This is a genomic window from Mesorhizobium sp. M1329 (assembly GCF_040318035.1).
In the GTDB taxonomy this organism is placed as follows: Bacteria; Pseudomonadota; Alphaproteobacteria; order Rhizobiales; family Rhizobiaceae; genus Mesorhizobium.
Window position 1 is genome coordinate 142,219 of the sequence record NZ_JAMYLN010000013.1, and the last position, 14,032, is coordinate 156,250.

Sequence of the window (14,032 nt, forward strand, 5' to 3'; positions counted from 1 at the left end):
GAATAAACCAGACGATCGGCCGCATTGTGCGGTCGATCTTGAAGAAGGAGGAGAAAGTGATGTTTCGGATACAACCCGCGATGCTGAAAATAGCCGCGGCCGCATGGTTGCTTGGCGCAACCGGCGCCATGGCGGATACTACGCTGGAATTCACCCAATGGTGGGAACCCGAATTGCCGGCCGGCTCGCTCAGGGCGATCATGAATGACTTCGAGGCTGCAAACCCCGGAATCAAGGTGACGCTGGTCAGCGGCCCCTATGCGACCACGCGAGACCAGATCTCGGTTGGTGCTGCAACCGGAACGCTTAGCGACGTCGTTGGCCTCGACGGCGCCTGGGTGAACAATTTGAACGCGCAGAATGCGCTGGCCGACATGAACCCGATGATGGATGCGAGCGGGTTCGACAAGAGTCAGGTCGCGGATATCATCAAGGTGGACGGCAAGGCGGTGATGTTTCCCGTGGCTTCGTTCGTCTATCCGGTCTTCGTGAACATGGACCTGGCCGCCGAGGCAGGCGTGACCAAGCTGCCGTCGACGCGCGCGGAGTTTCTCGAAGCCGCCAAGAAGATGACGCATGCCGACAAGAACCAGTATGGCTGGGTGCTACCCCTGTCGCTGCAAACGCCGTCCGGTGTCCAGAACGACATGATGTCGTGGGTCTGGGCATCGGGTCAATCGATGATGGCTGACGGCAAGCCGGCTCTCGAGGGCAAGCCGGTCGTCGATATGCTCACCTTCGTCAAATCGCTGAACGACGCCGGCGTCATCTCGCCCGGCATCGCCACCAAGACCGAGCAGGAAAAGGTCGAGGAATTCGTCAACGATCGGGTCGGAATGATGATCGACTCGCTTGCGCATGTGAACCTCATCCGCAAACGCAATCCCAAACTGAACTTCGATCTCATCCCGGTCCCGGTCGTGAAGAACTACAACGGCAAGCGCGGCCTTCCCTACGCCTCCTGGGGCATCGGCATCTCTGCGGCCTCGAAACATCAGGAGGAAGCCTGGAACCTCGTCCAATATCTGATGAGTGAAAAGGTGAACGCCAAACTGGTGTCGCTGGCCAACGCCTTCCCGGGCAACGTCAACGCCAAGCCCGATTTCGTGACCTCCGACAAGGCTTTCGGCAAGGCTTTCGAAATCTTCAAGTCCGGTTATCTTGCCAATGAGTTCACGGGCCTGCCGGTGGCGGAAGACCTGATGACCCAGTTCGACGTGGAAGCGCAGAAGATGCTCACCGACGAGCAGTCTCCGGAACAAGCCGCGGCCAACGCTCAAAAGGGCTGGATGGCGAAATTCTGATCGGCCTGTTTCTTCGTTTTCGATCTTCGACCGGGGGGCCTGACTTCGGGCAAGCCTCCCGGCAACAACCGATCGGCAATGTTAGACGGACCTGTTTCCGAAGCCCCTTCTCTTGAAGGCGTATCCCAAGGTTGGCATATGACCCGGCAGAAGCGCTCCCGCCACCATAGACTGAAACGAGCGGTCGCACCCTATCTCTACCTGTCGCCCTCGCTTCTCATAATCGGCCTGCTGATGCTGCTGCCGATGGTGACGGTGATTGGCTATTCGTTCCAGAACAGCGCAGTGCTGCGTCGCGACCCGTCCTTTGCCGGACTGAAACACTACCAGGCGATCTTTAACGATCCAGTGTTCTGGGCTTCGCTGTGGCACACGCTCTACTTCACTTGTATGAGTGTCGTCTTCCACATGACCATCGGCATGATCTTCGCGCTCATGCTGAACAGCGACCGCATCAATCCGACGCTGCGCAATATCCTGCGCGTGCTCTACATTCTGCCCTGGCTGTTCACCGCGGTAATTATCGCCGTGATCTGGCGCCTCCTGCTCGAGCCTAACGGTGTCGTGAACAGCGTTCTCATGCAGATGGGCATCATCGGTTCCAAGGTCGAGTGGTTTTCCTCGCCCGAGACCGCGCTGCACGCCGTCACCTTCGCCAATATCTGGGCGGGCTACCCGCTTTTCATGGTCAGCCTGCTCGCCGGCTTGCAGGGCATTCCCAAGGATTTCTACGAGGCCGCCGATATCGACGGGGCGAAGGCCTACCAGAAGCTGATCTTCATCACGATCCCGCAGTTGATGCCGATCATCATCAGCATCTCGCTGCTCGACTTCATCTGGACCATGCAGGTCTTTCCATTGATCTGGATAACGACGGGCGGCGGTCCGATCTATTCGACCGAGGTCCTCAGCACCTACACGTACAAGCTGGCGTTTTCGAGCTACAACCTGTCGCAGGCGTCGGCAAGCGCCGTGGTCATCCTGCTGATCTCTCTCGGCCTGACGCTGTTCTACATCCGCTATCAAAAGGCTCGATAGTCACCATGAGGAAAAGGCACACGCCGAAAGACAGGCTGATCACCGTCGCGCTGCATGTCGCGCTTGCCGCAGGGCTCTTTTTCGCGGCCTTCCCGATCTACTGGATGCTGAGCAGCTCGTTCAAGTCGAATACCGAAATCTTTGCCCTGCCACCAACCGTCCTGCCGAAGGCCTTCACGCTGGAAGCGTATGCGGCCATCCTTGGCGACCCGGTAAAGCTGCGCTTCTTCTTCAACAGCTACTTCGTGGCCGGAGCGGTGACCGTGCTGACGGTGCTGATCGCCTTGCTGGCGGCCTATGGGTTCAGCCGTTTCAATTTCCGCGGTAAGGGCAGCCTCAACACACTCATCATCAGCACGCAGACGATCCCGCCGATCACGCTTTTGATCCCCTTCTTCGGGCTTGTCGTCTCGTATGGCATCTTCGACACCTACGTCGCACTGATCCTGACTTACCTGGTGTTTACGCTGCCCTACGCGATCCTGCTGATGACGGGATATCTGAACACCTTGCCCCGCGATCTCGATGAAGCGGTGGCTGTCGACGGCGGCAGCAGCTGGACCGCACTCTGGCGGGTGATCGTCCCGATTTCACTGCCTGGCATCGTGGCGACGTCGGTCTACACCTTCCTGTTGTGCTGGAACGAATTTCTCTTTGCGCTGACGCTGACGAAGTCAACGTCCATGCGCACCGTCCCGATCGGTATCCAGCTGTTGATGGGGCAGCATGCATTCGAATGGAACCAAATGATGGCGATGAGCGTGCTCGGCTCGCTACCGCTCTTGCTCATCTACCTCGTTGCCCAGAGGTTCTTTCTGGCCGGTATGACCGCGGGCTCGGTCAAGTAGGATGTCCCTCCCACGGAGAACTGATGGAGTAGGCCGCATCGGAATCGATGGATTGGACCTTCTCTGCTGGCAGGTGATGTCGCCGCGGCCTCAGGCGTCGTAGCGTCGCTGATCGTGCTGGTGCCGTTCTTCCAGCGCCACATCATCGAAGGGCCTGCGCAGGTGGAATCAAGGAATGAAAGGATGAACGTGAAAGACCTCAAAGTCGGCTGCCAGACCTTCACCTGGGAAATGCTCGGAGATTGTTTTGCCGGCGGCCCCGACGACCTGCTCAAAGCGATCGCCGATGGCGGCTATGCCGGCATCGAAATCACCGACACGATGATCGGCCGCTATGCCGGCAAACCGGCGCAGTTCGCGACGGCGCTGAAGACATCCGGCCTGACGCTCGTCTCCTTCGCCTTCGGTTCGAATAGCGGCTTCACACTCAAGGAGAAGATCGGCGCCGACCTCGAGACCGCCAGGCGCTGGATCGATTTTGCCGCCGCCTTTCCGGGCGCGCTGGTGTCCATGGGCTCGGCCACCGTCGTGTCGGACGGTCCGCGCCACGACAAGTTCGCCATTGCGGCCGAAGTCTACAACAAGGCTGGTGAACTCGGCCGCAAGGTCGGCGTCCAGGTCGCGGTGCATCCGAGCTCGCACCACAACACGCTGCTCTACGACCGCGCCGATTACGACCGCATCTTCGGGCTGCTCGACGCCTCGCTGGTCGGCTGGGTGCCGGACACCGGCCACATCCTGCGCGGTCACAAGGACATGGCCGACACGCTCTCAACCTATCGCGATCGCATCTGCTACGTGCACCTGAAGGATGTCGATGCGAGCGGCGCCTGGGCGATGCTCGGCAAGGGCGTCTGCGACACGGCGAAAGTGATCGAGATCGTTAGCGCGGCGCCCAACTTCAACGGCTGGCTGGTGCTGGAAGAGGAATCCGAAACCGCCGCCGCCGATCCGGCCGGAGCGGTCAAGACCAACCGCCAGACCATGCGCGGCTACGGAGCCTGAGACAATGATCCGCAAGAAAGACCGTCGTCTTCGTGTCGGTGTGATTGGCTGCGGGCCGATCGCGCAATTCGCGCATCTGGAATCCTGCGTGAAGGCCAGCAATGCCGACCTCTATGCGATCTGCGATGCCGCGCCCGATCTACTGGCACGCATGGGCGCCACCTATGAGCCGCAGAAGATGTATGGCGACTTTGATGAAATGCTGGCCGACCCTGAACTCGAGGCGGTGATCGTCGCCACCTCCGATGCCTATCACGTGCCGATGTCGATCAAGGCGCTCGAGGCCGGCAAGCACGTTCTTTGCGAAAAGCCGATCGGCGTCTCGGTCGAGGAAGGCCAGAAGCTTGCCGATGCGGTCAGGCGTTCCGGCAAGGTGCTGCAGGTCGGGCACATGAAGCGCTTCGACCCGGCGCTGGAAGCGGCGCGCGATTTCGTCCGCGACGAGATGGGCGACATCCTGGCGCTGAAGGCCTGGTATTGCGATTCCACCCATCGCTACACCAACACCGACGCGATCCAACCTCTGCCCGTCACCAGCAAGCTGGCGAGGAAGCCGGCCGGAAATCCGAAGGCCGATCTCAGGCAATATTTCATGCTGGCGCATGGCTCGCATCTCGTCGACACGGCGCGCTTCCTGTGCGGCGAGATCACCGCTGTGCGTGCCCGCCTCAACGAAAAATTCGGCGCCTATTGCTGGTTCGTCGAGACCGAGTTCGCCAATGGCGCGCTCGGCCATCTCGACCTCACGGTTGCCGTGCGCATGGACTGGCACGAGGGTTTCCAGCTCTACGGCGAAAACGGCTCGGTGATCGCGAAGACCTTCAATCCCTGGTATTTCCGCGCCAGCGAGGTCGACATCTTTCACGAGAAGGATGCGACGTCGCGCAAGCCGCTTGGCGCCGACGGCCATTTCTTCCGGCGCCAGCTCGAGGGCCTCGCCGAGACGGTGCTCGACGGCGAGCCGATGCGCGGCGCCAACGTCGATGACGGCCTTGCCTCGATCCGCGCCATGGTGGCGATCGCCCGCTCGGTCGAAAGCGGCGAACGCGTCGAGATCGCCAGCGTGACGGGAGCGGTCTGATGCAGATCGGGGTGTTCGCCAAGACTTTTCCTGGCAGCGAGCCAGCCGGCGTGCTGGCCGCGGTGCGCGACGCGGGATTTGCCGTCACCCAGTTCAACCTCGCCTGCGCCGGGCTGCCGTCGACGCCGGATGCGGTCCCGGACGATGTCATCCGTGCCATTGCAGCCGCGTCTGATGCCTCCGGTGTCGCGCTGGTGGCACTGTCAGGCACCTACAACATGGCGCATCCGGACAACGCCGTGCGCGACGATGGCTTGCGCCGGCTGAAGGTGGTGATCGAGGCCGCCGCCAAGCTTTCCACGCCGCTCGTCACGCTGTGCACGGGAACGCGCAACCGCGATGACCAGTGGGCGCATCATCCCGACAATGCCGATCCCTCGGCCTGGGCCGACATGGCGCGCGAAATGGAAAAGGCATTGCAACTCGCCGATCGCCACGGCGTGGATCTCGGCATCGAGCCGGAACAGGCCAACATCGTGACGTCGGCGCAGGACGCGATGCAGTTGATCGCCAAAATGGGTTCGAAGCGGCTGCGCATCGTGCTCGATCCGGCGAACCTGTTCGAGCAGGCGGATGCCGCGCAGGCCCGCGCCATCGTCGCCGCCGCCATAGAAACCACGGCCGGCCATGTCGCCATGGCGCACGCCAAGGACCGTTTTGCCCACGGCTGCGTCGCCACCGCCGGGCAAGGCGTCGTCGACTTCGCCGATTTCATCGCACGGCTCAAGGCGACAGGCTTCGACGGCCCGTTGGTGACGCATGGGCTTTCGGCCGAAGAGGCGCCCGGCGTCGCCCGCTTTCTGAAAGGGCTCCTGTGATGAAGCGCCCGACGACCTTGCTCCGCGATGGTGGCACGCTACGGGTTTCCGACGCGGGCGACGGGCTGGCGGTCGTCTTCCAGCATGGTCTTGGCGGCGGCGAGGCGCAGGTCGCCCAGTCCTTCCCGGCCGGCACCGGCTTGCGGCGCGTCACGCTCGAATGCCGCGGGCATGGCGGCTCGGCACTCGGCAAGCATCGGCCGTTCTCCTTCCAGATGTTCGCCGACGATGTGCTCGCCGCCGCCGAACAGGCCGGCCTCGAGCGCTTCGTTGCCGGCGGCGTGTCGATGGGCGCGGGAATCGCGCTGCGCCTCGCCTGTCGCCATCGCGATCGCGTCGCCGGCCTCGTGCTGGTGCGCCCGGCCTGGACGTTTGGCAAGGCACCGGCGAATATGCGGCCGATCGCGGAAGTCGCCCGCCTCATGCTGGATCACGGCCCGGACAAAGCGCGGGCGCTCTTCGCGCAGTCCGAGACCGCCGTACGCCTCTATCGCGAGGCGCCCGACAATCTCGGTTCGCTGCTGGGCTATTTCGACCGGCCGGACGCCATGACGTTCGCGCAAGTGCTCGCTGACATCGCCGCCGACGGACCGGGCGTCTCGGCAAGGGATGCCGAGTCTCTCGATATTCCGACTTTGGTCATCGGCAACGCCATGGATGCCGTGCATCCGCTGTCCTCCGCCTATACGCTGGCGGCCGCCATTCCCAGCGCCGCCTTTGCCGATATCGCGCCCAAAGCGCTCGACAGCTCCAGGCATTTCGCCGAGCTGCAAGCGCAGGTCACGGCCTTCCTTCACGCCCATGCCAACTTCCGGAGCCTCATTCCGTCATGACCACCAAACCCCTGTCCGGCCCCTCGGCAATAGCCGCCTTGCCGCGCAACCGGCTGATCGGCGAGTTCTCGCTGTGGTCGGCCGACCTCGCCAATATGGAGCGCGACCTGAAGCGCATCGACGCTCATGTCGACCTCCACCATATCGACGTTGCCGACGCCCGCTTCACGCCGGGCTTCCTGTTCTTCCCCGACCTGGTGGCTCGCATCGCTAAGCTGACGACGAAGCCTATCCATGTGCATCTGATGGTCGAGGCAGAGATCGTCGAGGAGCAGACGCGGCAGTTCATCGGGGCCGGCGCTGACCTGATCAGCGTGCATGCCGAGAATGGTGAAGCGGGGCTTCGCGCCGTGCGGCTGGCGCATGAGCTTGGCGCCGAAGCCGGCGTCGTGCTCAGGCTGGAAACGCCGGTCGCGGCGGTTACCCCCTTCCTGTCGCAAGTGGCGTTCGTGACGCTGCTCGGCACCTCCATCGGCGTCAAAGGGCAGCGCCTGTCCGACCAGGCCTGTCCGCGCCTGATCGAGGCACGCGCGCTGATGCGGAAGGCCAGCCGTGAGGCCGACATAGTGCTTGCCGCGGATGGCGGCATCCGCCACGAGACAGTGCCGCTGCTGCGCGCCGCCGGCGCCGAGACGGTTGTGCTGGGCTCGCTTGCCTTCGGCGATCCCGACCTCGCGCAGCGCATGGCCTGGCTGCACGGACTAAAGGTCGCCGCCTGATGAGCACGCTTGCGCTTGCCTTCGATCTCGGCGGCACGGAGCTGCGCGGCGCGCTCGTTGAACGCAGCGGTGATGTCATCGCCCGGGTTTCGGCACCGACGATGGCAGGCTCGGGATCGGAGGCTGTGATCGGCCAGATCATCGTGCTGGCAGGCACCCTGCTGGCGGAGCATCCGCGGGCAAAGGTGGTCGGCATCGGCATGTGCGCGCCGGGACCGCTCGATCCCAAAGCCGGGATCGTCATCGGGCCGCCGACGCTGGCCGGCTGGCACAATGTGCCGCTGATCGACATCCTCAGCCGGCAGTTCGGCCTGCCGGTGCGACTGGAGAACGACGCCAATGCGGCAGCCCTCGGCGAATGGCGCTTCGGAGCCGGCCGCGGCACCGGATCGCTGGTGTTCGTCACCGTGTCGACCGGCATTGGCGGCGGCGTCGTCGCTGACGGTCACATCTATCACGGCAGGCGCGGGCTGGCGGCCGAGATCGGCCACATGACCATCACCGGCGAAGGGGACCGCTGCTTCTGCGGTGCCGTCGGCTGCTTCGAGGCGGTTGCCTCCGGCACCGCGCTTGGACGGCGGGCGACACAACTGACCGCGCCGAGCGACGGCTCGCTGCTCAGGCGCCTTTCGAACAATGGCGATGTCTCGGCGCGGCATGTCGTGGATGCCGCGCGGACGGGTGATGCGGCGGCTCGCCAACTGGTCGAGGCGGAAGCCAAGTGGCTCGGCATCGGCTTCACCAACCTCCTGCATCTCTATTCGCCCGACCTGATCGTGATGGGCGGCGGCCTTTCCAACGGCTTCGATCTCCTGGCGCCGACGATCCGGGCGACCGTCGAGGAGCGCGCAATGCAAGCCTATCGCGACGTGCCAATCGTGCCGGCCGAGCTCGGCGATCGGGCGGGCCTGGTCGGCGCGGCGAGCCTGATCTTGTGGGAGGGCGAACCTGGCACGGCGCTGGCGATGGTGCAGGACGACGAGCCGAAAACCGGGGCCAGGGAGGTAAGCCAAGGCTGAGCTCAAGCTGCGCGGTGCGCACAAACACCGGCTCAGTCGAAGAGTTGGATTTCACCGATCCCCAATTCTGCAAAAGACAGCCGCTCCCCGAGAATTGCGTCCCAAAACAAAATGGCCTGCCACGACGTAAGTCATGAAAATGGGTGGCTTATTTCCGCGCAGCCACTCGACCGGAAGAGATCAGCCGATTATCTCAGTCAAGCAAGCCGCCGTTACGAGGCGAGCCGGCTCTTGAGCCGTTTCTCGCGGAGACGGGTGCCAGCCCGCCAGGTGCGGGCGGTTCGTCGTCCGTCGTCTTCTGGGCGATCCGTACCAGATCGCTGAGCGCCGAACGGATTTGCGGCCAGGGAAACTCGGAGCATTCCTCCCAGGCCTCGCCTTCGCGCAACACGGCATCGAGCTTGCCCGCCACGCCGGCGACAGTCGTGGCACGCGTCCTTGAGAGCGCTTGCATTAGATCCTGCGCCCGGTTGGCAGCCTCGCGCTCAGCTCGAAGGGCCGCAGCATAGCCGCCCTCCTCCGCAGCCGCATTCCAGCGTGCCTTATGCGCGGTGAGGTCAGCTTCGGCCCTTTCCCGGAGATCCGCTGTGTCTGGGCGCTTGCCCAGCACTTCATTCAGCGACTCGATCGAGTGGACCGTCACGTCCTGACCCTCGGGCAGGCGAACGATGGCACAAGGAAAGCCGAAACGTTCAACAAGCCTCGTTTCCAGGCGTTGCTGCCTGCGGCAAAGCCGCCGGGCCAGCTTGTGGACTGCGACCCATTCCCGCCAAAGCGCCAGCGCTGCGTCAGAAGGCGCATTCGTCCTTCCGGCGTCGCCTGCGAACGCGTTACCTTCGACTGGCCACGCAGTGGTAGCCGCGAGGGTTCCGGCAAGCACTTGTCGTCGAGTGACGAAAGTCAGACTCGTGGTATTCTCGGAATCACCCATGATCCGAGCTCCTCAGAAGCTTCGGTTGTGGTCAGCTGCATAGGATGTGCGGACATCCTGTCCAGCTATTCGTTGCACGCTAGAGCAGCGTTGGGGACTAAAGTGCACCAATGCCTGCTGCGGCCAATTCCGTCCCGCGGCGCTGGTTGTTAGGCACGCTGCGAGATCAGGAATTGATAGAAAAAATATCAATTGGGCGCGCCGAATGTCTAGAAAATCTATCAAAACTACGGCAAACTGTTAGTACGCGCCAAATCAAAGCGGCACGCGCGTTGCTTGGGTGGTCGCAGGCGGACTTGGCACGCTACTCTTCGGTGTCTGAACCAACCATAGCTCGTCTGGAGGCCGAAGACGGCCCACTCGGGGGGCGCCCTGGAACCGCGGCCAAAATTCTCAAGGCATTGACCGATGCGGGAACAGAATTCATGCTCGAGAACGGTAGTGGACCTGGAGTGAGGCTCATCAAAGCTCGCCAAAGGCCTGAGTGACCCACGCTCGTACCTATCGATTCCACAAGCGGACAGACATGGTTCATCGCGCGAGGCCTGAACTAGCACTCTCACTCGTGAGAAAGGCACAGTTCATTTGCTGCGTTGCCCAGACCCATCTCACATGCCGATTCCGAGCCCGCGCTTTCTGCCGAAGCTCCAGTCGATACCGCCGCTGCTTTGCACGAGCCCGCTGATGTGCTGGCCGATGCGCTTGTCGAGCATTGGCTGCCACGGCACCAGTTGAAACCCGAGACCATCGTCCAGCATGGCGAAGCGCCCGCTGGCAAGGCGGACTGAGCCAAGCAGCGTGCCGCCGACATGGTTGCTGGGCTGGACGGGCGCGAAGATGAGGCCGCGCGCCGCGGCCATTTCCTTGCCGACGCGCGTGATCTCCTGGCGCTCCAGCGTGGCAACAAGGTCGCGCGCGAACGTGATCGTCCCGCTCGTCGAATCGCGTTCGGCATGGCCGATCGTGACGAGCTGGGCGGCCCGCCTGTCGAGCGCGGTGTCCACCTCAAGACCAAAACCTGACCTCACCAGCGGCACCGGGCTTTTGGCCGTAAGCTCCCGGTCGAGCCAGGTGGCACCGTCGCTGCCGACCTGCGCATCAAGATCGAACGTCGAAAGCACGCGGACGGAAAAGTCCTTTCCGCGGGTGCGAGCATCGTAGGCGATGCCGGGCTCGGACAGGTCTTTTGGAATGCGCCAGTGGTCTTCGTCGATGCGCTCGACGTGGCCGGCCCGGCGCAGTGCTTCGAGGCGGCGGACGTGGAAACGGACGAAGGCGTCCGGGTCCTTGCCCTGCTGCAAAAATGTCTCGCGGATCGCCTCCAGGTGTTGGCTCGGCCGATAGATGCCGTCCTCGCCCGCTACGCTGCTGATGTTGCGGTCGGCCGCACGTGGCTCCTGCTTTGGCAGGATCGGATCGAGCGCCACGATATGGCCGCGCTGGATGTCTTCGAGCTTTGTAGCATCCGCAGTCTCGACATAGTGGGTGCGCCCGTCGACACCATCGACAGCGACAGCCGGTCGCTCATCTCGTCGCCGGCAAGGCCCTTGGCGAGCACACGGCCAACAACGGGTTCGGTGACGGTCTTCCGATGCATGACATATTGCGCAGCACCCCGCTCGTCGGCGAGGCCGTGTTCGTCCAGCGCCCGGTGCATGGTCTTGATGATGTCGTTGCGCTCGCCAAGTGCCCGTAGCGTGCTTTCGGTTTTGTCGGAGACAATCCACCGGCCGGGCTCGATCTCGCTCGCCAGGCCGAAGTGCTCCAGTCTCTTTGCCCGATCGATCAGCAGGTAGCGGTTGCTGCGAATTGTGTAGCTGTCGCTGGCATTGGGACGGAGATCGACAAGGTCATGCTCCTGCTGTTCGGCGATCAGCATGCGGTCGAGCCGAGTCACCCGTTCGGCGTCCACCTCGTTGGCGAGCTTGCGGGCGACCTCGATCTCGCTTTGCAGCCCGAGTTCCCGTTCGACCAGCTCGCCTGCCCGGTGGCGGATGCCGTGGGCGATGTAGTCGCCGGCGATGTTCAGGATCTTGCCGTCGTCGGTGACGCCGCGCACCAGGACGTGGGTGTGCGGATGACCGGTGTTGTGGTGGTCGACGGCGATCCAGTCGAGGCGCGTATCAAGGTCTGTCTCCATCTGCCGCATGAGATCGCGGGTGAAGGAGCGCAGGTCTTCCATCTCGGCCGCATCCTCCGGCGCGACGATGAAGCGGAACTGATGCCGGTCGCCGCGGCCGCGCTCGACGAAGGCCTTGCCGTCGGCCTCGTCATCGCCGGCCGAATACACCCTGCCCTTCTCGCCGTCCCTGGTCACGCCGTCGCGCTGGAGATAGCGCAGATGCGCATCGACAGCCTTGCTCGTCGTCACGAATTTTTGGCCGCGCGCGCTCCCCTTGCCTCGCTTCGGCAGCTTGACGACGCGCGCCTTCACCACGACGCGGCGAGAGCGAGAGCGGACGCCACTGCCGTCCTGCTTCCACCCGCCGCCGTCCTTTGGCAACCCTGCTACCAGCTTGCCGCCGCGGCCGCGGGCGTTGAAGCGGCCACTCCCCTTCCCGGCGCCGCTGCTTGCGCCGAGGTGATTGGGGTTGCCGCCCTGCTTGCGGATGGCGATCTCGACCTGGCGCACGAAAGGCAGCGTGCGCGAATTGACCGGCGCGCCGCCGCGGCGCGTCCGGCCGGTGCGAACCTGGAATCTTTCGCTGTCACGATTTGCCATGGCGAGAGCATCGGGAGTCAGATTCCCTGCTTCAAGATGGCTGGAGCACCGAGCCTGCTACGGCGCGCAAAGACTTGCAGTGGCGCAGAACAGCCGATCGCACATCGCTACGGCATCATCGATTTGCTTTTCGACTCAACAACATAGCGGACCACCGGCATCCTTCACACCTCACGCGGAGTCGCTTGGCGCCTTCAGCCGGCGGAAAAAACAATGTGCAGACAGACACTTACGAGCGAAGCGAGGACGAGCGCCAGCTCGCTTTATCTTGCTGTCATAATCGGTTGTGCTTCCGGTACTCTTTTCACCATCGTCGTCTCTCCTCTTTTCTACTCAAAAACACTTTGCGGCTTTCCGCAACATGCTTGTCCGCGAAGCGACGGAGATCCGGTGCGCCGTGCAGTCCTCCGCACTCGCCGACGGCGTTTTCGGGCTGCATGCTGGCAGCGCTTTTGCCGTCGGGGTGCAACTTTCCATCGGATTCACGGGGCATCATCACAGGCAGTCCAACGCGGTCCGGCCGTCTTTCGATCGGCTCGGCCGCAAGCAAGATAGCGTGCGTCCCGTCGTTCCTGGTCTGCACCGGTCCTCATCCGCTTCGCAGCGGAGCTCGTGTGTTCAGTTTGCGTCTGTCATGCTGCGCAGTCGTTGCACGTCAAGCGTCGTCGCGCCGTTCATCGGGCTGCGCCAAGCGTCTTCCAGGCCTTGACCCGGGCGCGCGCAACAAGGTCGGTTTCGCGCGCCGTCGGGTCGCCGACATAGCACGTCCCGTCCGTCCACATGGCATGCACCGCCAGCTTGCGCGCCACCGCCACCGTCGCCTTGCGGTGATTGCCCCGCTTCGCGAGCATCGTTCCCCAGCTCCCGACCTTGTCCTTGCCGCGGAAGCGCGTCATCAGCGCCGACGCCGCCTCGTAGAGGGCGCGCCGGACGTCCGCGTCGCCGGCCTTCGATATACGTCCCTGCGAGTCGATCGAGGTGCCCGACTGCCAACGCCGCGACGTCAGGCCGAAGTAGGCTGCCACGTCGCGCGAGCGGCGGAAGCGGGACGGGTCCTCGACCGCCGTCATGAAGCTCAGCGCGGTCACCGGGCCGACGCCGGGGATCGCCATGAAGCGGCGGCATAGCTCGTCGCGGGCGACGAACCTCACGACCAGCTCGTGCAGCCGGCAGTACTGCTTCCACAGCGCGGCGCGTGCCGTCAGCATGGCGTCCATCAGCTCTGACGTCAGCGCATCGCCAATCGTCGCATCGCGCACAGCCTGATCGAAAGCCTTCCGCCCCCGTTCCACTGGCGGGTCGAGTTCGGCCTGACCGCTCGCAAGGCGCCGCAAATTAGGAACGGTTGCGCTCATCCATGGGGCGGAAAACGAACTGCAGCCATTCACTGCCCTGCGCAATCTCGTGCGGCCGCCAGACGGAATAATGGCGATTGAGCTGGCAGATGGACCGCGCGTGTTTGCACCGGCGGGCAGTACTCCGGCTGCGGTAATCCGGCAGCTCACTGGTAAGGAGAAAGCATCATGATCGTCGCTCCGGGCGGGCGTGAAGGTGCGTCTGGCGCTCGGTCATACCGGCATACGCGAGGCGCTCGACGGGCTCACCACACTGGTCCAGGATCCAGGAGCGGCTGAAGGCGTATCCCTTCTCCAGTTCCGAGCGCATGGACCCCGACCAGTCGAGCTTGCCTGGAGAACATCGAAAGCGACATCGA

11 protein-coding genes and 2 pseudogenes are annotated in these 14,032 nt (G+C 63.5%); 10 read left to right on the top strand and 3 right to left on the bottom strand.

Translation table 11 applies throughout. The features are described from left to right. Positions 1–59: 59 nt before the first annotated feature. From NKH21_RS15865 to NKH21_RS15905, 9 genes are all read left to right on the top strand, one after another. Positions 60–1,304 (top strand): ABC transporter substrate-binding protein, encoded by a 1,245-nt coding sequence (locus NKH21_RS15865; RefSeq protein ID WP_352866058.1) that lies wholly within the window; start codon positions 60–62, stop codon positions 1,302–1,304. Positions 1,305–1,442: 138 nt separating this feature from the next. After that, positions 1,443–2,342 carry a carbohydrate ABC transporter permease gene (locus NKH21_RS15870; protein ID WP_352488892.1) on the top strand — a complete coding sequence of 300 codons (900 nt, stop codon included), beginning with the start codon at positions 1,443–1,445 and terminating at the stop codon, positions 2,340–2,342. 5 nt (positions 2,343–2,347) lie between these two features. After that, on the top strand, positions 2,348–3,190 hold the full coding sequence (locus NKH21_RS15875) for a carbohydrate ABC transporter permease (protein ID WP_192254565.1): 843 nt from the start codon (positions 2,348–2,350) through the stop codon (positions 3,188–3,190). 183 nt (positions 3,191–3,373) lie between these two features. Next, entirely contained in the window at positions 3,374–4,195 is an 822-nt protein-coding gene (locus NKH21_RS15880; protein ID WP_352866061.1) for a sugar phosphate isomerase/epimerase family protein, read from the top strand. Positions 4,196–4,199: 4 nt separating this feature from the next. Further along, complete coding sequence (locus NKH21_RS15885) at positions 4,200–5,276, top strand: Gfo/Idh/MocA family protein (protein WP_352866063.1); 1,077 nt, start codon at positions 4,200–4,202, stop codon at positions 5,274–5,276. Further along, on the top strand, positions 5,276–6,094 hold the full coding sequence (locus NKH21_RS15890; RefSeq protein ID WP_352866066.1) for a sugar phosphate isomerase/epimerase family protein: 819 nt from the start codon (positions 5,276–5,278) through the stop codon (positions 6,092–6,094). Before NKH21_RS15885 ends, NKH21_RS15890 begins: the two co-directional genes overlap by 1 nt. Continuing rightward, on the top strand, positions 6,094–6,927 hold the full coding sequence (locus NKH21_RS15895; protein ID WP_352866068.1) for an alpha/beta hydrolase: 834 nt from the start codon (positions 6,094–6,096) through the stop codon (positions 6,925–6,927). Before NKH21_RS15890 ends, NKH21_RS15895 begins: the two co-directional genes overlap by 1 nt. Beyond that, entirely contained in the window at positions 6,924–7,646 is a 723-nt protein-coding gene (locus NKH21_RS15900) for a ribulose-phosphate 3-epimerase (protein WP_352866070.1), read from the top strand. Before NKH21_RS15895 ends, NKH21_RS15900 begins: the two co-directional genes overlap by 4 nt. Next, the gene (locus NKH21_RS15905) at positions 7,646–8,665 is read left to right on the top strand and encodes an ROK family protein (RefSeq protein WP_352866073.1); all 1,020 of its coding nucleotides are present in this window, start codon (positions 7,646–7,648) and stop codon (positions 8,663–8,665) included. The genes NKH21_RS15900 and NKH21_RS15905 overlap by 1 nt, the downstream gene beginning before the upstream one ends. A gap of 193 nt (positions 8,666–8,858) precedes the next feature. Here NKH21_RS15905 and NKH21_RS15910 read toward each other — a convergent pair whose 3' ends face one another. Next, the gene (locus NKH21_RS15910; RefSeq protein WP_352866075.1) at positions 8,859–9,596 is read right to left on the bottom strand and encodes a hypothetical protein; all 738 of its coding nucleotides are present in this window, start codon (positions 9,594–9,596) and stop codon (positions 8,859–8,861) included. Between the two features lie 110 nt (positions 9,597–9,706). On the opposite strand from NKH21_RS15910, the gene NKH21_RS15915 reads away from it, so the two are divergent. Next, positions 9,707–10,084: a helix-turn-helix transcriptional regulator gene (locus NKH21_RS15915; RefSeq protein ID WP_352866077.1), complete on the top strand. Its 378-nt coding sequence runs from the start codon at positions 9,707–9,709 to the stop codon at positions 10,082–10,084. A 120-nt stretch (positions 10,085–10,204) separates the two neighbouring features. On the opposite strand, the pseudogene NKH21_RS15920 reads toward NKH21_RS15915, so the two are convergent. Together NKH21_RS15920 and NKH21_RS15925 are read right to left on the bottom strand one after the other, a co-directional pair. Beyond that, positions 10,205–12,318: pseudogene (locus NKH21_RS15920) on the bottom strand (DUF3363 domain-containing protein). Between the two features lie 674 nt (positions 12,319–12,992). Continuing rightward, a pseudogene (locus NKH21_RS15925) lies at positions 12,993–13,598 on the bottom strand (transposase); the annotation flags it as partial. Positions 13,599–14,032: the final 434 nt, after the last annotated feature.

Bases quoted from the DNA above. Each gene is read 5' to 3' on its own strand.
- NKH21_RS15915 (WP_352866077.1), top strand. From the start codon at position 9,707: ATGCCTGCTGCGGCCAATTCCGTCCCGCGGCGCTGGTTGTTAGGCACG.
- NKH21_RS15890 (WP_352866066.1), top strand. From the start codon at position 5,276: ATGCAGATCGGGGTGTTCGCCAAGACTTTTCCTGGCAGCGAGCCAGCC.
- NKH21_RS15900 (WP_352866070.1), top strand. From the start codon at position 6,924: ATGACCACCAAACCCCTGTCCGGCCCCTCGGCAATAGCCGCCTTGCCG.
- NKH21_RS15895 (WP_352866068.1), top strand. From the start codon at position 6,094: ATGAAGCGCCCGACGACCTTGCTCCGCGATGGTGGCACGCTACGGGTT.
- NKH21_RS15910 (WP_352866075.1), bottom strand. From the start codon at position 9,596: ATGGGTGATTCCGAGAATACCACGAGTCTGACTTTCGTCACTCGACGA.
- NKH21_RS15870 (WP_352488892.1), top strand. From the start codon at position 1,443: ATGACCCGGCAGAAGCGCTCCCGCCACCATAGACTGAAACGAGCGGTC.
- NKH21_RS15875 (WP_192254565.1), top strand. From the start codon at position 2,348: ATGAGGAAAAGGCACACGCCGAAAGACAGGCTGATCACCGTCGCGCTG.
- NKH21_RS15880 (WP_352866061.1), top strand. From the start codon at position 3,374: ATGAACGTGAAAGACCTCAAAGTCGGCTGCCAGACCTTCACCTGGGAA.
- NKH21_RS15885 (WP_352866063.1), top strand. From the start codon at position 4,200: ATGATCCGCAAGAAAGACCGTCGTCTTCGTGTCGGTGTGATTGGCTGC.
- NKH21_RS15905 (WP_352866073.1), top strand. From the start codon at position 7,646: ATGAGCACGCTTGCGCTTGCCTTCGATCTCGGCGGCACGGAGCTGCGC.
- NKH21_RS15865 (WP_352866058.1), top strand. From the start codon at position 60: ATGTTTCGGATACAACCCGCGATGCTGAAAATAGCCGCGGCCGCATGG.